Source organism: Pseudomonas sp. S3_G06 (assembly GCF_054667565.1).
In genome coordinates this window covers 2,474,136-2,491,878 of the sequence record NZ_CP162738.1, presented here as the reverse complement: position 1 = coordinate 2,491,878, position 17,743 = coordinate 2,474,136, and the positions used below count along the sequence as shown (strand labels likewise).

At 61.7% G+C, this 17,743-nt stretch carries 15 protein-coding genes; 1 reads left to right on the top strand and 14 read right to left on the bottom strand.

Annotated elements, in window-relative coordinates; all coding sequences use genetic code 11:
* Positions 1-259: 259 nt before the first annotated feature.
* The gene (locus AB4N47_RS11125; protein WP_016774554.1) at positions 260-574 is read left to right on the top strand and encodes a hypothetical protein; all 315 of its coding nucleotides are present in this window, start codon (positions 260-262) and stop codon (positions 572-574) included.
* A 185-nt stretch (positions 575-759) separates the two neighbouring features.
* Here AB4N47_RS11125 and AB4N47_RS11120 read toward each other — a convergent pair whose 3' ends face one another.
* From AB4N47_RS11120 to rfaH, 14 genes are all read right to left on the bottom strand, one after another.
* Complete coding sequence (locus AB4N47_RS11120) at positions 760-2,238, bottom strand: family 16 glycosylhydrolase (protein ID WP_460154534.1); 1,479 nt, start codon at positions 2,236-2,238, stop codon at positions 760-762.
* Between the two features lie 30 nt (positions 2,239-2,268).
* Positions 2,269-3,324, bottom strand: a complete 1,056-nt coding sequence (galE, locus tag AB4N47_RS11115) for a UDP-glucose 4-epimerase GalE (RefSeq protein WP_341637656.1) — start codon at positions 3,322-3,324, stop codon at positions 2,269-2,271.
* Between the two features lie 31 nt (positions 3,325-3,355).
* Positions 3,356-4,774 (bottom strand): oligosaccharide flippase family protein, encoded by a 1,419-nt coding sequence (locus AB4N47_RS11110; RefSeq protein ID WP_341637655.1) that lies wholly within the window; start codon positions 4,772-4,774, stop codon positions 3,356-3,358.
* A 17-nt stretch (positions 4,775-4,791) separates the two neighbouring features.
* Positions 4,792-5,721 (bottom strand): glycosyltransferase family 2 protein, encoded by a 930-nt coding sequence (locus AB4N47_RS11105; RefSeq protein ID WP_341637654.1) that lies wholly within the window; start codon positions 5,719-5,721, stop codon positions 4,792-4,794.
* On the bottom strand, positions 5,715-7,022 hold the full coding sequence (locus AB4N47_RS11100; RefSeq protein ID WP_341637653.1) for an O-antigen ligase family protein: 1,308 nt from the start codon (positions 7,020-7,022) through the stop codon (positions 5,715-5,717). Before AB4N47_RS11100 ends, AB4N47_RS11105 begins: the two co-directional genes overlap by 7 nt.
* Position 7,023: 1 nt before the next feature.
* Positions 7,024-8,130, bottom strand: a complete 1,107-nt coding sequence (locus tag AB4N47_RS11095; RefSeq protein WP_341637652.1) for a glycosyltransferase — start codon at positions 8,128-8,130, stop codon at positions 7,024-7,026.
* A complete protein-coding gene (locus AB4N47_RS11090) occupies positions 8,127-9,206 on the bottom strand; it encodes a glycosyltransferase (protein ID WP_341637651.1) in 1,080 nt (359 codons plus the stop codon). The genes AB4N47_RS11095 and AB4N47_RS11090 overlap by 4 nt, the downstream gene beginning before the upstream one ends.
* 11 nt (positions 9,207-9,217) lie before the next feature.
* Complete coding sequence (locus tag AB4N47_RS11085) at positions 9,218-9,925, bottom strand: WecB/TagA/CpsF family glycosyltransferase (protein WP_341637650.1); 708 nt, start codon at positions 9,923-9,925, stop codon at positions 9,218-9,220.
* Complete coding sequence (locus AB4N47_RS11080; protein WP_341637649.1) at positions 9,922-11,280, bottom strand: UDP-glucose dehydrogenase family protein; 1,359 nt, start codon at positions 11,278-11,280, stop codon at positions 9,922-9,924. The genes AB4N47_RS11085 and AB4N47_RS11080 overlap by 4 nt, the downstream gene beginning before the upstream one ends.
* Before the next feature lie 46 nt (positions 11,281-11,326).
* Positions 11,327-12,718 carry an undecaprenyl-phosphate glucose phosphotransferase gene (locus AB4N47_RS11075; protein WP_341637648.1) on the bottom strand — a complete coding sequence of 464 codons (1,392 nt, stop codon included), beginning with the start codon at positions 12,716-12,718 and terminating at the stop codon, positions 11,327-11,329.
* Between the two features lie 66 nt (positions 12,719-12,784).
* Positions 12,785-15,094 (bottom strand): GumC family protein, encoded by a 2,310-nt coding sequence (locus AB4N47_RS11070; protein WP_341637647.1) that lies wholly within the window; start codon positions 15,092-15,094, stop codon positions 12,785-12,787.
* A gap of 2 nt (positions 15,095-15,096) precedes the next feature.
* Complete coding sequence (locus tag AB4N47_RS11065) at positions 15,097-15,630, bottom strand: polysaccharide biosynthesis/export family protein (RefSeq protein ID WP_130909790.1); 534 nt, start codon at positions 15,628-15,630, stop codon at positions 15,097-15,099.
* A 12-nt stretch (positions 15,631-15,642) separates the two neighbouring features.
* Complete coding sequence (locus AB4N47_RS11060) at positions 15,643-16,803, bottom strand: outer membrane beta-barrel protein (RefSeq protein WP_341637646.1); 1,161 nt, start codon at positions 16,801-16,803, stop codon at positions 15,643-15,645.
* Between the two features lie 51 nt (positions 16,804-16,854).
* Complete coding sequence (gene rfaH / locus AB4N47_RS11055; protein WP_341637645.1) at positions 16,855-17,373, bottom strand: transcription/translation regulatory transformer protein RfaH; 519 nt, start codon at positions 17,371-17,373, stop codon at positions 16,855-16,857.
* Positions 17,374-17,743 lie beyond the last annotated feature (370 nt).

The following is a 17,743-nucleotide window of genomic DNA, read 5'->3' as shown; positions in this document are numbered from 1 at the left end:
AAAACCCTGTTTCTGTACCGGCTAATCATACTGGGCTGAATAACGAGTTGTACTTGAGCTCGCCCGGGCCTCGAACTTTTTGAATGAGCATTCCGGCGTTGGTTTTACAGAATGTTACGCAAGCTGACGAACGGTTGAACTAGCGAAACGGCGGACGCGAATCAACGCGCTATGCTGAAAATGCCTCTTGGCAATCCGTGGAATTATTCCGCCAAAGGAAAGATCTTTGACGTGAGCGAGTTGAGTTCAGGAGTACGACATGTTCAAACGCGGCGAAACCTACAACAAATGGAAGGCGACGGAAAAGGCGGAAAAGTGCCATACCGAAGAGGTTGAAAACGGCTGTCATATCGAGGTACGGGCACGGGAAGCCGATGATGGCGACGTCGAAATGTTCATCAGCGTTTACACCGCAACCGGCGAGTGCGCCTACGAGCGCATCAGGAAATTGCCCGGCGTGGAATGGGAAGTCGAGGACGCGCTCAAACGTGGCATCGATCAGGCAGAACGAATTGCCGGCGGCGAGTCCGGACGATTGTCCTGTGCCGATGCGCACGGCCACGAGAATGAGTGACCGTGCGCAACGCACAGTTGGCTTGGCGCGCTCCAACCTTTCCGAGCGGTTTTGGGGGTTGCGGGTATCGAGGGGGAGGGATGGCGCTGGAGGACGGCGAGATCGTGCAGGGCGGCACGCCGCAGGAGCTGCACGCAGGCCAGGGGGGAGATGCAGGCGCTGGTCCGTAACCGCTGAGCGCTGACTTATTGCTCTGAGCGCGTCCAGACCCTGACGTAATCGATGCGAAACACCGACGGCAGGTCAGCATCGTCGACCACGCCGAACCAGTCCCACATCGCTTCGCTGTCGAAGACGATTTGCATGGGGAAATGCCAGTAGTTGTTTTTCGCCTCTCGCACCAGCACGCCGTCGACGTACCAGCGCAAAGTCTCGGGTTGCCAGTCAAAGCCGTAGACATGAAAGGTATTGGCCAGCCGCCACGGTGCGACCCAGGTACTGCCGGAACTCAGGTGTTGATCATTCTGCGGTCTGGCCCAGACATGCGCGTTCATGTTGTACCGGCGATCAAAGGCTTCGTTGCGGGTCTTGCCGCCGATTTCGAAGATGTCGATTTCCGTGGCGTTGTCCGGCAGCCCGGTCCACGCCAGCCAGAACGCACTGGAACCGGCGGAATTCATCGGTTTCGCCCGGGCTTCGTAGTAGCCGTACATCCCGCGTTCGTTGGTGCGCACCATCGCCGAGCTGTAATCCTTGTAGCCCAGCGCTACGTATTTTTCCGGGAGGGTCTGCTTGCGGAAAGTGATGTTCAGATTGCCGTTGCCGACCTTGGCGTTCTCCGGCAAAAACAGCGCCGGTTTGCGCCCGAGGGAATCGGTGCCGGTGGCGTTGTTGACGTGCCAGCGTTCGGCATCGAGGGCGCTGCCGTTGAATTCGTCGGACAGCCGCGTATCGCGTTTCCAACCGCCGGCATTGGCCTGGTCCGATAACGGCAGGTCGGGCGCAACGTGCGTCGGGGTCGGGCCTAGCGGACCGACGCGAGTCCACGCATCCACCTGTTGCGGAATGGCGACCGCCCACTTTTGCGCCAGATACTCGAACACATTGCGGCGTTCTTCCTGGCTGCTGAATGGGCGGTCATAAACCAGTACTTCGGCAATGTCGCCGCGGAGGATTTCCGAGGTGCCAACCACGTTGCGCGCCACCGCGAACGGGCCGATCGGCACGTCACTGGTTTCCAGCAACGCCAGCGCCGGCTCGTACGCGGTGGTCTGCTGCACGCTGATGCCGAAATTCGGTGCGACGTTATCGTTATCCGCCAGTTGCGGCCGCGAGCTGAACAGGCGCTGCCAGGCCTTGCCGCCGGCTTGCTCGGGCAGGCGCCGCGAGACAACGAACACCGTCACCGGCCCTTTGCTTGTGCGGATCGCCTGGCCCATGAATGCCGCCGTGCCGCTGAAGCGCACCACGCCGTGGCCGTTGAGGGCGTTGTCGACGCGCGTCGGCAAAGTCGTCGCCGCGCGGTTGTCGACGACCACGTCATTGCCCTTGCCGGACTTATCCAGCCAGCGCACGACCTGGTTTTGCCCCTCCAGTGTCATCGAGGCCGGATCATTGCCGTCCAGCCACAGCACCAGTCCGTCAGCCACCGGTCGTGGAATATTGGCGTTGGCGCCAGCGCTCAGCAGCAGCAAAACCAACAGCAAGCATGGTGATCTGTTCATGAGTCGTCCCTAACGTGGATTTGCCCCGGTTCAAGTGCCCACCGCCAGCAGCGGCGCCGGTTGCGGGCGGTAGCCCCATGGGTTGTGGGTCTGCCAGCGCCAGCTGTCGATGAGCATTTGCGTGAGCTCGCGCTCCGCTCGCCAGCCCAGTTCGCGCCCGGCCTTGCTCGCATCGGCGCGGCACTCGGCGACATCACCGGCGCGGCGCGGGGCGAAGCGGTAGGGAATGCGCAGGCCGGTGACGTCTTCGAAAGCGCTGATGATCTGCAACACGCTATAGCCGCTGCCGGTACCGAGGTTCCATACGTGCAGGCCATGCTCATCGCCCTGCAAAACCTGTAGCGCCTTGAGATGACCTTCGGCCAGATCCAGCACATGGATGTAATCGCGAATACAGGTGCCGTCGACGGTTGGATAGTCGTTGCCATACACGGTCAACGCAGCGCGCTGGCCACTGGCGACTTCGCTCAGGCACGGCAGCAGGTTGTTAGGTCGACCATTGGGCGCTTCACCGATCAATCCACTTTGGTGCGCGCCGATCGGGTTGAAGTAACGCAGCACAGCGATGTTCCAGCGTGCATCCGCGAGGGCGAGGTCGCTGAGCAGCTCTTCGATCACCAGCTTCGAGCGCCCGTACGGGTTCGCCGGTTTGCCGGTGCCATGCGATTCCACGATCGGCATCACAGTCGGCTCGCCATAGACAGTGGCCGAGGAACTGAAAACCAGATTGAACACATGCGCGCGGGCCATCGCCTCACACAGGTTCAGCGTACCGACGACATTGTTTGCGTAGTAATCCATTGGCCGCCGCACGCTTTGCGCAACGGCTTTGAGCCCTGCGAAATGCAGCACCGCGTCGATCGCGTAGGTGCTAAAAATCTCTTCCAGCAACGCCGCGTCGCGGATATCGCCTTCGATGAAATCTATGTGCGAATGACTCAACAGCTCCAGCCGTGCGATGGCCTCGCGGCTGCTGTTGCACAGATTGTCGAGGATCAGCACCGAGTGTCCGGCCTCGATCAGTTGCAATGCCGTGTGCGAACCGATGTAGCCGGCACCGCCCGTGATCAACGTGGTTTTGCGCATGACGACATGCTCCATTGCGAGGAAATCCGGCTCAGCGGGCGGTGAACACCAACTTGAATTCTTGCGGCCAGCGTGGGTGCAGCAGGCTGTAGGCCAAAGCGTAGGTCAGCGTGCCGATCACGATGTCAGCGACCAGGTGCGCATAACCGGAAAGGCCGGTCTGCGGCGACAGCCACAGCACCGCGACGACCATCACGCCAGAGGCAGACAGGCTGCGGTAACTGGACTGGAAGAAGCAGCGCCATTGATAACCGATGGCGGCGTGCAGGCCGCGCACCTGCAACGGCGTGATCAGCAGCATGCGCAGCAGCAATGCCAGCGCCGCCGCCATGCCGGCGTAGCTCGACCCGAGCAGATAGACCAGCGCCAGCGCGAGCAGAGTTGTGGCGACTTCGGCCTTGAGCGTCAGGTGCGTGCGATTGACCGCCACCAGCGCGGTGGTCGCGTACAGCGCCAGATTGCCCAGCGCCGCCGTGCAGGCCAGCACTTGCAGCAAGGGAATCGCTTCGGCCCATTTCGCACCGAAGATCAGCAGGATGATGTCTTTGGCGGTCAGGGCGATGCCGAAGAACAGCGGTGTCAGTACGAAACCGCTGATCGCCGTGGAATCGCCGATCACCCCGATCAGCCGCGCCGGTTCGGCACTGCGCCGGGCGAACACCGGCAGGGCGTAACTCATCAAGCCGTTGTAGATCGCCGAGCGCGGCAGGTCGATGATGCGCATGGCGAGGTTGAACATGCCCACCGCATGGGCGCCAGCGGTGAGACCGAGAATCAGGTTGACGCCACGTTGCAGGGTTTGCGAACTCATCACGTTGACGCAGACCGGGAGACCGGCGCGCAGCAGTTCGCCCAGCACTTGGCGGTCGATAAGAAAGGGAATGCGCCGACGCTCGCTGCGCATCAACACCAGCGTGGAAATACCGTCCATGATCAGCGCCTGCGCGACCACCGCCCACGGGCCGAAACCCCACAGCGCCACGGCCACGCCGCCGACCCCGCCAGCAACTTTGCCGAGCAACGTGCGCGAGGCCAGCAACTTGAAATTGCCGCTGCGGCGCATCTGCGCCACATACACCCGCGCCATCAGGGTGAAAAGGATTTTCACCGAGGCCACGGCGGTCATCCAGCGCAGCGCGGTGGAAGGCGTGTAGAGCACCACCGCCAGCGTAATCAACGCAATCGACAACAGACTGACCAGCACGGAAAACCAGAATACGCTGCTGATGTGTTTGTCCTCGACACGTTGCAGGCGCACCAGCGGGTCTTCCAGCATCGACGAGAACAGAATGCCGACCACTTCGACCACGGCGATGATCAGCGTGCCAATGCCCAGCTCCGTCGGCGTCAGCAAATGCGCGTAGACCACAAAGGTGATCATCGACAGGAAAATCAGGCCGAACTTCTCGGTGAAAATCCATACGAGGGTCATCAGGCGGCGGTTGGCCATGGCGCGATCCCTATAATTCAGCGGCTGTTGCACAGGCTTTTCAAGCAGGCGTAGAGGTAGCGCAGGGTCGGTTTGCCCTGGAAGAAAAACAGCGTCTGCCACGAATGCCCGAGCATCTGCCGGAACACTTCGATGACCCGCCGATGATCGCCGCGCCGGGAAAACGCATTGAGAAATTCGGCGTGGTTGGCGAGGACGAAATAGATCCGTTGCTGCTGTTTCAGCCGGGTGCCGTAACGCGCCAGGTACAGCTGGATGAAACGCAGCTTGTGCGGGTAATACTTGTGCGGTTGCGCGGTGATGTTGGCGGCGTTGACGGCGCGCCAGTGCAAAATCTGCGGCACGCTGTGGATCTCGCTGATTTCCGCGATGCGCGTCCACAACAGGCGATCCTCGGCAAAGCGCAGGCTCTGATCAAAGCCGCCAATGGCGACGATGATCTCGCGCACGGCCAGCACGCCGGAGGTGCCGTTGATGATGTTCTCGCGCATGAAATCGGCAAAGTGCTCGCCGTGTTTGCAGCGATCTTCCAATTGACGTTTGCCATCACTGAATTCGCTCATCTGAAAGCAATCGACCAGACCGACTTTGCGTCCCTGTCGGGCCAACTCCGCGTGCAGCGCCAGTTGTTTTTGCAGTTTCTCCGGATGCCAGCGGTCATCGGCATCGAGGAAAGCGATAAAGGTTTCTTCGGCGCTGAACACGCCGCGATTGCGCGCACTGGCCGGGCCTTGATTGGGCTGCTGCAACAGCACGATGGGGAAGGGCGCGGCGTAGTGCTTGACGATCTCTGGCCCGGCATCACTGGAACCGTCATCGACGACAATGACTTTGTCCGGCAGGCGAGTCTGTGCAGACACCGAATCCAGTGTGCGTTGGATGCTGGCGGCGGCGTTGTACAGCGGAATCACCACGCACACGGTGACGGCTGACGGATCATTCAGCATGGGCGTTGCTCCCGGAAAGTGGCGCGCATCGGCCGAGCCTTGGCGCCTGGCAACGGCTGCGTGCGCGCAACGAGGTGATGACGGAAGGTCAGGCTGAGCACGCAGAAAATCAGGAACTCGCCCGAGCGATAGTTGGGGATCACGTAGGCGACATAATTGGTCACCACGAACAGGCCGATGATCACCAGCGCACAGGCCTGATAGCGCGCCGACTGATCCGCCGTGATTGCGCGATAGCGCTTGCTCAGGGTCTGGGCAAACATCAGCAGCAGGGCGATCAACTGAATCAAGCCGCCATTGAGCAGGGTTTCGACGTAGCCACTGTGGGCATTGCCGATGTAGCCCCAGCGGGTAATGAACGCATCGGCATCGGCACTCGCCCAGAACGCACCGAAGCCGTAGCCCTTGAGGAACTGGTCATCGATCAGCGGCTGGAGCAGTTCCCAGATCAGCGTGCGGTCGGTCAGCGACGGATCACGGCCGACGAGTTCCAGCAGCATCGCGTAGTTGGCGTAGAGCACACCACACAGAAGGAAGAACACCAGCGTTGCCGCCGTGAACGCCAACAGTGAACGGTTGATGCGCAAGCGGATCAGCGTGATGAAGTAGGCGTAACTGGCAGTGCCGGCGACGATCAGCGCAATCGCCGTGGCCGACTGCGCCAGGCCAATGGCAATCAGCGCGAACAATCCGTAGAGCATGGCCAGCGGGTTGCGCTGGCGGATCATCGGCAGCAGCAACAGGATCGCAATAGCGTTCAGGCGTGCACCGGCATTCTTTTCCGCGAACACCCCGCGAAAGGCACCGTCACGAATGCCGCCGGAAATGAACGCAATGTCCGGGCGAATCACGGCGAAGATCAAGCCGACCAACGCCGCCGCGCCGATCACGCAGCCGAACAGAAACGCGATCCGTTCGATGCTGTAGCGCCAGGCGATGAAACCGGCAAAGAACACTACGCTGAGCAGCGCAACGAAACGCTTGAAGCTGAGCATCGGCTCGCTCGACCAACTGATCGACGCCGCCACGCAGCCGAGAAACAGCAGCAAGAACAGGTTCTGCCGGTAGAAGCTCTTGCTAAGGAAAACCTTGTGGCGAATGAAGAAGAACAGCGGCACCAGCAAGGTCAGCAGGCCACAGACCTGATTGGCCAGATTGCCTTCCAGATCCTGCTGCGCATCATCCAGCGTGCTGACATTGCCCAGGCGCAGAAAGAAGCCGATCACTTGCGTATAGAACAGCACGCCAAACAAGGTGAAGGCGTCGGCCAGCGTCGAATAACGCACTTGCAGGCGGTTCATCTCAGCGCCTCCCGAGTAACGCCTTGAGGTAGGTCTGCACCGCGCGAGCGTTGACAAAGCGCGCGGCGGCCTCGATACGGCGCTGGCGATGCGCGGCTCGCGGCGTGGCCATTTGTGCACTGATCGCGGCGGCGAGGGCGGCCGGATCGTCAACCTCGACCAAGGGCGCGACGGCGCCATCGGCGAGAATTTCCTGCGGGCCATACGGGCAGCGTGTCGCTACCACCGGCGTGCCGGTCGACAGCGCTTCGACCAGAGCGTTGGGGCTGCCCTCGAAACGCGACGACAATACAAAACAATCTGCCCGGGCAATCTCGGCGATAGGGTCACTGGCGTAACCCGGTAGATCGCAACGCTCCGCGACGCCAAGCGTCGCCGCTTGGGCGAGCAGTTCGGCGCGCAAGGCGCCCTCGCCGAAAATGATCAGGCGCGCGTCGTTCTGTGGCAGGCGGGCGAAGGCGTCGATCAAAGTGTCGAAGCCCTTTTGCTGCGCCAGGCGACCCACGGCGACGATCACCGGAGTGGTTTTGTCCTTCAACCAGGGATGGCTCGGCGCGGCGGCAGGCTTGTCGCGAAAATCGTTGTCGAGCACCGGGTTGTCAGCGGTCGTCACATCGCGCGGGCGGGTGATGGTGGTGTCGACCAGATCTTCGGCGACGCCTTGCGACACGCAGATCACCGGGTTGGGAATCAGCCGGTACAGCCACGGCGCCAGCCAGTAGGCGAGCTTGACCGACAGGGCCGGGTTGACATGCTTGTCCCGCGAAAAGGCATTGCGCTCGCTGACGTGCAGCCGCGCCAGCGTCCCGGACAGCGCGGCGGCGGCAATCGCCACGACGTTGACATGAGTGAGCACCGCCAGTTGCGCGTCGTAGCGATTGCTGCGCAAAAAGCGCATCAGCGCGGGCACGGCGGCGGCACTGCGCGGGCTGTCGAGCAACACTTGCCTGACCCGAGGATCGAGCGCCGGCTGATTGATGCCGGCACCGGTGAGCATCAGCAGCGTGACTTCATTGCCGGCCTCAACCAAGGCGCCGGCGAGGCGCACCATCATTTTCTCCGCGCCACCGGCGCCGAGGTCCTGGAGGATGATCAGCAGCTTTTTCATCGGTTCCACACCTGGTAATAGGCCTGGGCGGCGTACTGGCTGGTATAGGGCAGGATCGCTTCGCTGACCGAATGTCGGGCTGGAGCTGCCGCTTCGCGGTTGGCCAGACTGTCGAGCATTGCCTCGGTCAGGGCCGGCACATCATTGACCTTGACCAAACGCCCGAGGCGTCCATCGTCGAGCAACTCGCGCGGCCCGCTGCCGCAGTCGGTGGAGATCACCGGAGTGCCCAGCGCCAGCGCCTCGACCAGCACCGTCGGCAAGCCTTCGTGCAAAGAGCTGAGCACCAACAGCTGCGCATGACGGATCAGCGGATAGGGATTGCGCAGATGCCCGGTGAAATGCACCAGACGTTCGATGCCCAGCCGTTGTGCCTGCGCTTCAAGCGCTGCGCGCAACGGGCCGTCGCCGGCAATCACCAGATACGGCAGCGGGCGTTGTTGCGCCGCCAGCGCGTAGGCGTCGAGCAGCAGATCGAAGCCCTTGGTATGCACCAATCGGCCGATGCCCAGCCAGTAATGATGGGGCACACCACCGGGCAACGGCGCTTGTGCCGCACGCATCAGTTGTTCGCTGATCACTGCGTTCGGGCAATAACGAATGCGCGGTCGCCCCCACGGCATCAACCCGGCAAGCGACTGGCGCAGACCGTGGGACACCGCGACCACCTTGCCGCTGCCGCACAGGTACAGCGCGTACAACAGCCGCAGGCTGGCGCGTCCGGTGTTCTGCTCGGCGCAATCCAGCGCGGCGTGGCGGGTGTAAATGACTTTGCAGGGACTGCCCAGGGTGGCGAACCAGGTGCAGAGATTGGCCTGCTCCTTGGCGCCAATCAGGTGCGTCACGCCTTCGCGGCGAATCAGCCGGCGCAGCAGCACGATCGATTTCAGCCAGCCCGCGAGCCCACTGCCGCCACCGGCCATGCTTGGCGCGCCGTCGACGTTGGGCGAGTCGCCGTTCATGACGAAAAAACTCACCCGCCGACCGTCCGCCAGAAACTGCTCGGCGAGGCGTTGCTGCACGCACTCGACGCCGCCGCCAGTCTGGTAATCCTTGAGCGTGAACAGAATATGCATCGGCACAATCCTCATGGGGCAGTGACATTGATTGCCACTTGCTGGCGCAGAATCAGTTCGGTCAGGCGCAGGGCATTGCTCGGGTAGTCGAGCAGGTAACGCTTGATCGTGTGCGGCTCGCGGTACATGCGGTAAAAGGCGCGCAGGTGCAGGCGATTGATCGCGTCGGGGTAGTAACGCTCGCTGGCATTGGCCTCCTGACGAATGAAACCGCCGCAGGTGAACGCCACGCCGCTGAAACCACCGCGCAGTGCTTCGAGGATAAAGCGCTCCTGCAGACCGGCGCCGAGGCCGACCAGCAGCAGATTGGTCCGCTGCTGGCGGATGTCAGCCTGAAGCGCGGTGCCTTGCTCGACATCGAAGAAACCGTTGTGTGCGCCGACCAATTGCAGGTGCGGGTACTGCATGCCGAGCTTGTCAACGAAACGATCAAGCTCGGCCTGCCGCGCACCGACCACGTAGACGCGTTTGCCGCGCTGCTCGGACTCGCGCAACACCAGGTCGGCAATCGAGGTGAAATCGAAACTGACCCGTTGCACCGCGCGCCCGGTGATGCGCGACATGAACCCGGACATCAGCATGCCGTCGCAGAAATACGCCAGCGACGACGGCGGCTGGCGGATGAAACTGCCGATCGAGGCGAAGTTGAGAAAGGAGAAGGCCCGGTTGGAGTCCAGCAGCGCCGGCGAATAACGGTCGAGCAATTCCAGGCGGATCATGACGCGAGATCCTGTGCTTCAGCGGCGCAGGTTGGCCGGCCGACGCTGATGTAGGTGAAGCCGCGTGCGCTGAGGCGTTGCGGATCGAACAGATTGCGGCCATCGAAGATCAGCGGATTTTTCAACTGGCGGGCGAGCAGTTCGAAGTCCGGCGCGCGAAACGATTGCCATTCGGTGACGATCACCAGCGCGTCGGCATTTTTCAGCGCCGCTTCTTTGGTCCCGGCCAGCGTCAAGTCATCGCGCGGGCCGTAAAGCTGCTGCGCCTGTTCCATGGCTTTCGGGTCGAACGCCTGCACGCTGGCGCCGGCTCGCCACAACGCTTCCATCAGCACGCGGCTGGGGGCTTCGCGCATGTCGTCGGTGTTGGGCTTGAAGCTCAGGCCCCACAGCGCGAAGGTTTTGCCTTCCAGCGCGCCGTTGAAGTGCTCGGCGATCTTGTGAAAGAGCGTGCTCTTCTGCTCGTTGTTGCGTGACTCCACCGCGCGGAGCAGGCGCGCATCGATGTCGACGCCGTGGGCGGCGTGGATCAACGCCCGCACATCCTTGGGAAAACACGAACCGCCATAACCGATGCCGGGATAGATGAACTGGTAGCCGATGCGCGGATCCGAGCCGATGCCATGGCGGACCATTTCGATGTCGGCGCCAAGCTTTTCCGCGAGCCCGGCCATTTCGTTCATGAAGCTGATCTTGGTCGCGAGCATGCAGTTGGCCGCGTACTTGGTCAGCTCCGCGCTGCGCACGTCCATGACGATGATCTTTTCGCGGTTGCGATTGAACGGTTCGTACAGCTCGCGCATCAGCGCTTCGGCGCGCGGGCTGTCGGTGCCGATGATGATCCGGTCGGGGCGCATGCAGTCGTCGACCGCGCAACCTTCCTTGAGGAATTCCGGGTTGGAAACCACATCGAAGGTCAGTGCACCACGGCCGCTGTCGCCGAGGATGGCGCTGATGCATTCGCGCACCCGGTCCGCTGTGCCCACCGGCACTGTGGATTTGTCGACGATGATCTGCTCGCCGCGCAGGTGCTCGCCGATGGTGCGGGCGACGCTGAGCACATGTTTGAGATCCGCCGAGCCGTCCTCGTCCGGCGGCGTCCCGACGGCGATCAGCAACACATCGCCATGCTTTACGGCGGCGGCCAGATCGCTGCCGAATTGCAGGCGACCGCTGTGATGATTGTCCCGCACCAGGCTTTTCAGACCCGGCTCGTAGATGGGCAGGCTGCCGTCATTCAAGGCCTGCACCTTGGCCGCGTCAACATCCACACACAGCACGTTGTGGCCGACCTCGGCCAGCGCGGCGCCCTGGACCAGTCCGACATAACCGATACCGAATACACTCACATTCATGGGAAAACCTCATGCGTGGCGGGGTGGGCCAGAGCGCTGGCCGCTGTCAGTAGATGTTTTTCGAGAACAGGGTGAAGGGCGTCTTCAGCAGGATCTTGATGTCCAGCCACAGCGACCATTGATTGATGTAATTGAGGTCTTGGGCGACCCGGCGCTGCATCTTTTCCACGGTCTCGGTTTCGCCGCGATGCCCGGTGATCTGTGCCAGCCCGGTGATGCCAGGCTTGAGCCGATGCCGCGCCATGTAGGCGCGCACCTTGCCGGTGTAATAGATGTTGTGGGTGACCGCGTGGGGGCGCGGGCCGACCAGCGCCATGTGGCCGAACAGCACGTTGAACAGTTGCGGCAGCTCATCAATGGAGCTGCGCCGCAGAAAGCGTCCCAGCGGTGTGACGCGGTCGTCGTCGCGGGTGGCCTGACGCACTTGCTGATCGTCGTGCACGCGCATCGAGCGGAATTTCCACACGCGGATCACTTCGCCGTCGCAGCCATGGCGGTTCTGCTTGAACAGCACCGGCCCCGGCGAGCTCAGCTTGACCGCGATGGCCACGCCGAGCAGCAGCGGGCTGAGCAGAATCAGCGCCACCGCAGCGACGCTGCGTTCGAACAGGTCCTTGCAGAACAGGCTGCCGGGGTGCGAAGTGAGCAGGCTTTCGTTGAGATAGATCGCCGGCATCCGCTCGATCTCGGAGATCGAATGATTGAGCAAGACCATGCTGCCCAGATCCGGAATCCACACCACGTCGACGTTCATGTCGAGCAGGTTGATGTACAGCGCTTCGATGGTCGCTGCCTCGGCCATCGGCAGCACGATGTACACGCGCCGCGCCTGCAACCGCGTAATGATTTCGCGGATGTCCTCGACCTCGCCGAGCAGCGGCAGGATGCTCGGCGCCGGGCCGCTGTCGGCTTTCGCCGCGACAAACCCGAGCAGCAACGCGCGATCCGGGTCGAGGAGTTTGCGTGCCAGCTCATGGGCAGTCGGGCAGGTGCCGATGATCACCGCGCGGCGCTCGTTGCAGATCATCTTGGTATACATGCGCACGAACAGATGCAGCGGCAAAAACGTCGCCGCCTGGGCGAGAAAACCGACCACGGCCCAGACAATCACCACCTGCCGGGAGAATAACGCGCTGGTCTGGGTGACGAAGGCGATGCTCATCAGCAGCCCGAGCAGAATCAGCCAGCCGGCGAGCAGACGTCCGAGGCCGACCAGCAGACCATGGCGCTTGTGGTAGACCTGCACCAGGCCGTAGACCGGCATCGAGCCAAGCACGGTGAGGATGATCAGCAAGCGGTACTCACTGGGCAAATCGCCGATGCGCCAGTGCACCAGCACAATCAGCAACAGGTTGACCAGGGTCATTGCGCACAGCCATTGCACCCAGAAGGTGAGGCCGCGACGGTGTGCCATTTGCGCGGAATATTGCGAGGTCATCGGCCCGATCTCCGATTCGTCGAACAGGGAAGGATTTGCTGTTGCCGGGCGGCACGGCCCGAAGGATCAGCGCGGGGCGAAGTCGTAGTCGTAGAAGGAACGCGAATGGCCATGGCCGTACTTGCGCGCCTTGCGCAGATCGACCTGATTGAGCACCACGCCGAATACCGGCGCCTGGCTCTGCTGCAACACGGCGATGCTTTTGCGCACCTGGCCGACCGGCGTGCTCTGCGCCTTGACCACGTAGATCACCGCGTCGGAGTGCTGGGCCAGCAACAGTGCGTCGCTGACGATTTCTGCCGGCGGCGAATCGATGATGATGTGCCGGTAGCGCGACTTGAGAATCTGCAACAGCCGACCGAGGCGCGGTGAACTGAGCAAGTCCTGCGCGGGGGCTACGGCATTGCTTGAACTGCTCGAGGCTTTCAGCCGTGGCGCATCGAACGGGTCCAGCGCCGATGGCGACAGGCAGCCGGCCGGGAGCATGTCGAGATTGCCGACGCTGCGGATGCAGTCTTCCAGCCGCGCGCTGCCGGCCATGAGGTTGGCGAGGCCGGGGCTCTGCGGCGGGAAATCGAAGTTCAGCGACAGCGTCGGCTGACGCATGTCGGCATCAATCAGTAGCACCCGTTCCAGCGGCGCCAGCGACGAAGCGAGATTGTTGGCGATGGTGCTCTTGCCTTCGCCGGACACCGAAGACGTGACCAGCACCACCTGCGCTGGGCGTTCGTTGTTTTGCAGCATCAGCCAGGTGCGCAGGTTGCGGATGGTTTCGCAGAAACGCGGGTGGTCGTTGTCCTCGAACAGCCGCGCCAGCTGCCGCCGGCTCTTTTTCATCACCAGCGGCACGACGCTGAGCAGCGGCACATTGAGCAGGCTCTCGACGGTGTCGTCGGTCTTGAAGGTGTTGCTCAAGGTATCGAAGAGGAAGGCTAGGGCGATGCCGACGACCGCCGCGACCAGCGCAACAATTGCGAGAATCAGGTTCTTGCGCGGTTTGCTCGCTTCCAGCGGTGCGATCGCCGGGTCGACGATGCGAGCCTTGGCCGAATCCATATCCGAAGTGGCAGCGGTTTCCTTGAGGCGGGTGACGAAGGTTTCGTACAGCGCCCGAGTGCTGTCGACCTCACGCTGGAATTCGCGCAGCTGGAATTCCTTGCGTGAAATGTCCTGAATCTGCGCCTTGTTGCTGTTGAAGGATTTGCGCAGCGCGTCTTCGCTGGCCACTGCCAGTTGATACTGGCGCTCGATACCGGCAACCACTTGCTGCACTTGCAGGCGCAGGCTGTTGGCCGCCGTACGTTGTTCGGATCGCGCGGAGATCAGCGCCGGGTGCTTCGGCCCGTAGCGGCCCGACAACTCTTCGACTTTGGCCTGGGCCTTGGCCAGATCGGCCTGGAACTGCTGAATCAGCGGATTGCTCAGCACTGCCGGCACGCTGGACAAACGACTGATGTCGCCGTTGCTCAAGGCTTGCGCCTGACGGAACTGGCTCTCCGCTTCGGCACGATCGCGGCGCGCATCGATCATGCGGTTGCCGGTCATCTGCAGCTCGTTGGCACTGATGGTGGCGACGCCGTCGACATCGACCAGACCCTGTTCTTCGCGATAGGCCTGCAACTTGTTTTCGGCGACGCGCAGGTTGTCGCGCAACTCGACCAGGCGGGTGTTCATCCAACTGGTGTTGTTTTGCGAAGACTTCAGGCTGGTGTCCTGCTGGCTGTCGATAAAGCCTTGGGCGAGGGCGTTGGCCACCGCCGCAGCGAGCGCGGGGTCAGGCAGTTCGACTTCGATTTCCAGCAACTGACTTTTGCCGACAAACTTGACGCTGGTATGCAGCATCAGGTTTTGCGTGACGTCGTTGAACACTTGTTCTTCGGTCGCTGGCGGCTTCGGCGGCGGCAGCAGATCCAGCCATGGCAGCCACTGGTCACGATTGAGGTCCGCCAGCCATTGGCGCGGGGTGAACCAACTCTGCGCCTGCTGGCGTGGATCGGTGATCGGGTTGGTAGTCAGGCCAAGTTTGCGCACGGCGCGCTCGGCCAGCTCCCGCGATTGCAGCAGGGCTTGCTGAGTCTGCAAGTAATCAGTGGTGGTGGCGCCGCCGGATTCGGCGGCTTGCTGAAAACTCAACACCGGCGGCGTCTTGTCCTTGATCAGCAGTGTCGCACTGCCGACGTACTGCGGCGTGATGAACGACAGCGCCGCCACGGCCAGCGCGCAACTGAGCAGCACCAGCCAGGCGATGTTCCACTTCGCCGACCAGATCACCCGCCACAGGTGCAGCAGATCAAGGGTGTCCGACTCATCGGCGGCTTGCGTTGGCAAGTGGCCCTGAAGCGGACGTTCGAGGTAGGTGCTTGGGCTGTTGTCCATGATCAGAAAAAGCCTTGTGCAATGGAAATGGTGTCGCCGGGGGCGATGACGGTGGTGCGCGAGATGTTCTCGGTGACCGGCGGGCCGCCACTGCCGCGCAAAATCGTCACGCGTTTCATTGAGGCGCGTTCGGTCAGGCCGCCACCCAGGGCGATGGCTTTTTCCAGGGTCAGCCCGGGCTGGAAGGGATAACTGCCGGGCTTCTGCACCTCGCCGTTGATGTAGAACGGGCGGTATTCAATCTGGCTGAGGCTGACTTTCGGATCGACCAGATAGCCTTGCTTGAGGCCATCGACGATTTTTTGTTCGACCTGATTGGGCGTCAGGCCCTTGGCGACGATTTCGCCGAGAAACGGGTAGGAGAAGGTCCCGGCATCGTTGAGGCGGATCTTCTTGAAGCTCAGTTCCGGCTCGCCGAACACGATGATGCGCAAGACATCGCCAGCGGCCAGGCGGTAATTGGTGTCGGTGTCCGCCGCCTCGACCGTGGGCACTGTCCAGAGCAGCAACAACAATAAAATCAGGCGCGTATGCATGGCCCAACCCTCCTACAGACTGACGTCGAACGTGATCTGGAAAACATTGCGGGTGAAGCTTTCGTTGCCGGCATCGGAGTCGTTATCGCGGTGGCGGTAGGCGACTTCGACGTCCAGCCAGCGGCGCATTTCGTAATTCACGCCGAGTTTGTAGTCCTGCAAATCGTCGCTACGGTCCTGGCCTTCGTAGACGTAATGGCCCATGCCGACTTCGGCAACGCTGGTGATGCGTTCGGTCCAGCCGTGACGCCAACCGATCTGGGTGAAGGTGGCTTTCACCGCGTCGGAGCCATCGTCGCCTTCGGCCATGGCCTGGCGGGCGAGAAAGGTGAAAGTCGAGTAGGTGCGCGGCTTCCACGCCAGATCCACTTGCCAGGTCGGGTTGCTCAGGTCGTCGGAACCGCTCTGGTCGAAATTCTTGCGCTCGTAACCGACGCGCAATTTGCCGGTGGTTTTCGCCGTCATGTCCCACTCGGCACCGGCCAGCACCGCATCGGAGCGGCTGCTCCGCGGGCTGTTCGATTGCAGGTAGTCGAAGCGGGTGTGGTCGTATTCGAGCAAGCCACGGGTTTTGCTGCCGAGGCGGTGATACCAGGTGCTGGTCAGGTTGCTGGTGTTGCGCTCCTTGTCATCGTTGATGCCATCGGAGTTGTCGTAGCGCAGCTGTGTGTAGCTGGCGCCGAGGTCGATCTGGTTCAGCGCACTGCGCGCGCCAAAGGTGTAGACGCCGCCGACCCGCTGACTCTCGATCTTGTCGTTGATGCCGTCGACGGCGGTCGAGGTGGTGCGCTCGTATTTGCGCGCCTCGGCTTCGAGTTTCAGACGATGCCGATCAGTGAACTCCATGATGCTGTCGGCGCGCAGGCGCTGGGCGGTGTTCGAAGCGTCTGAGGCGCTGTGATAGATGTAGCGGGTCGGTTCCCAGATCACCCGCGTGGCGCTGTTGCGGTCCTCCGCCTTGAGCTCGAAGGCCGGCGCCAGACGGGTGACCATGGTCGATTCGACATCGTGTTCGACTTCGCGAAAGTTGTCGTCGTAGCTTTCCGACAAGGCAAAGGTCGGGGTGAAATCGAAGCCGTAGACATTGATCGCTTGCGGCTCAACGCTCCAGGCAGCTTCGGGGGCACAGCAGGCGACGACTAAAACCAGGGAACAGCGAGGCTTCAGAGCCATGGATCACGCTCCTGATTAAGGGGGTCGGGGTCAGGGCGAAGCGGATCCGAACTATTGTCGCTGGCGTTCGAGGTAACTCAGCGGGACGCTGACGTGCTGTTGGCGGTTGAGAAAATTGAGCAGCATCATCACGCGCTCGTCGCCCTGCATCGACAGAAAAACGCCTTCAAGCGGGGAGAGTGGGCCTTGGACGATTTGCAGAGGTTCGCCGGGTTTGAGCTGCGGATCGGCAGGAAAGCCGAGCGACTCCTGGCTGCGCTCACGCAATTGCGCGATCACGTCTTCATCGACGCGGGCGGGCACATGGTTGAATTCGACGATGCGGCTGACACCACGGGTCGAGCGAATCGGTGCCCAGTTATCGTCGCGGCTCAGTTCAATGAACACGTAGCCGGGGAACAGCGATTCCAGGGTTCGTTGGCGTTTGCCACGAATACTGCGCTCGCTCATCAGTTGCGGCCGAAAGGTCGAATAGTTCTGTTGCTGCAGATTGAGTTGTGCCCGTTCATCCTGGCGGGGCTTGCACTGCAATAAATACCAGTTAGAACCGTTGCGGCAAACCGTTAGCATGCTGGAGTACTCCATACATAGCGATCGTTTAAGCAGGGCGGCCGATAGCGTGGGACGAGCCGTCATGCTTGCTAGTAGGTAGTAGGCTGATCAAGGCAAAGTGCCGAGCCAGATGCATCAATGTTTATTGGCAGAAGAAGTGTTTCAAAAATGAATCAACTTGGCTGGGTTATTGTTATATCCGTGGCCGTCTTGGCTATAACGAGTCCGCGCTTTTGTTCAAGCAAAGCTACCGCACGGTTCGCAGTTGCGACCTTCAGGATCCAATTACATAAATAGCCGGAGAGCAGAAAAGTGCGCGTCGGCGCGAGCTCATCGGGCAGTGATTAGTTATCGGCCAGTCTTTGCAAGCTGTCAATTGCTAACAGTC

Bases quoted from the DNA above. Each gene is read 5' to 3' on its own strand.
- AB4N47_RS11125 (WP_016774554.1), top strand. From the start codon at position 260: ATGTTCAAACGCGGCGAAACCTACAACAAATGGAAGGCGACGGAAAAG.
- AB4N47_RS11120 (WP_460154534.1), bottom strand. From the start codon at position 2,238: ATGAACAGATCACCATGCTTGCTGTTGGTTTTGCTGCTGCTGAGCGCT.
- galE (WP_341637656.1), bottom strand. From the start codon at position 3,324: ATGCGCAAAACCACGTTGATCACGGGCGGTGCCGGCTACATCGGTTCG.
- AB4N47_RS11110 (WP_341637655.1), bottom strand. From the start codon at position 4,774: ATGGCCAACCGCCGCCTGATGACCCTCGTATGGATTTTCACCGAGAAG.
- AB4N47_RS11105 (WP_341637654.1), bottom strand. From the start codon at position 5,721: ATGCTGAATGATCCGTCAGCCGTCACCGTGTGCGTGGTGATTCCGCTG.
- AB4N47_RS11100 (WP_341637653.1), bottom strand. From the start codon at position 7,022: ATGAACCGCCTGCAAGTGCGTTATTCGACGCTGGCCGACGCCTTCACC.
- AB4N47_RS11095 (WP_341637652.1), bottom strand. From the start codon at position 8,130: ATGAAAAAGCTGCTGATCATCCTCCAGGACCTCGGCGCCGGTGGCGCG.
- AB4N47_RS11090 (WP_341637651.1), bottom strand. From the start codon at position 9,206: ATGCATATTCTGTTCACGCTCAAGGATTACCAGACTGGCGGCGGCGTC.
- AB4N47_RS11085 (WP_341637650.1), bottom strand. From the start codon at position 9,925: ATGATCCGCCTGGAATTGCTCGACCGTTATTCGCCGGCGCTGCTGGAC.
- AB4N47_RS11080 (WP_341637649.1), bottom strand. From the start codon at position 11,280: ATGAATGTGAGTGTATTCGGTATCGGTTATGTCGGACTGGTCCAGGGC.
- AB4N47_RS11075 (WP_341637648.1), bottom strand. From the start codon at position 12,718: ATGACCTCGCAATATTCCGCGCAAATGGCACACCGTCGCGGCCTCACC.
- AB4N47_RS11070 (WP_341637647.1), bottom strand. From the start codon at position 15,094: ATGGACAACAGCCCAAGCACCTACCTCGAACGTCCGCTTCAGGGCCAC.
- AB4N47_RS11065 (WP_130909790.1), bottom strand. From the start codon at position 15,630: ATGCATACGCGCCTGATTTTATTGTTGTTGCTGCTCTGGACAGTGCCC.
- AB4N47_RS11060 (WP_341637646.1), bottom strand. From the start codon at position 16,803: ATGGCTCTGAAGCCTCGCTGTTCCCTGGTTTTAGTCGTCGCCTGCTGT.
- rfaH (WP_341637645.1), bottom strand. From the start codon at position 17,373: ATGCTAACGGTTTGCCGCAACGGTTCTAACTGGTATTTATTGCAGTGC.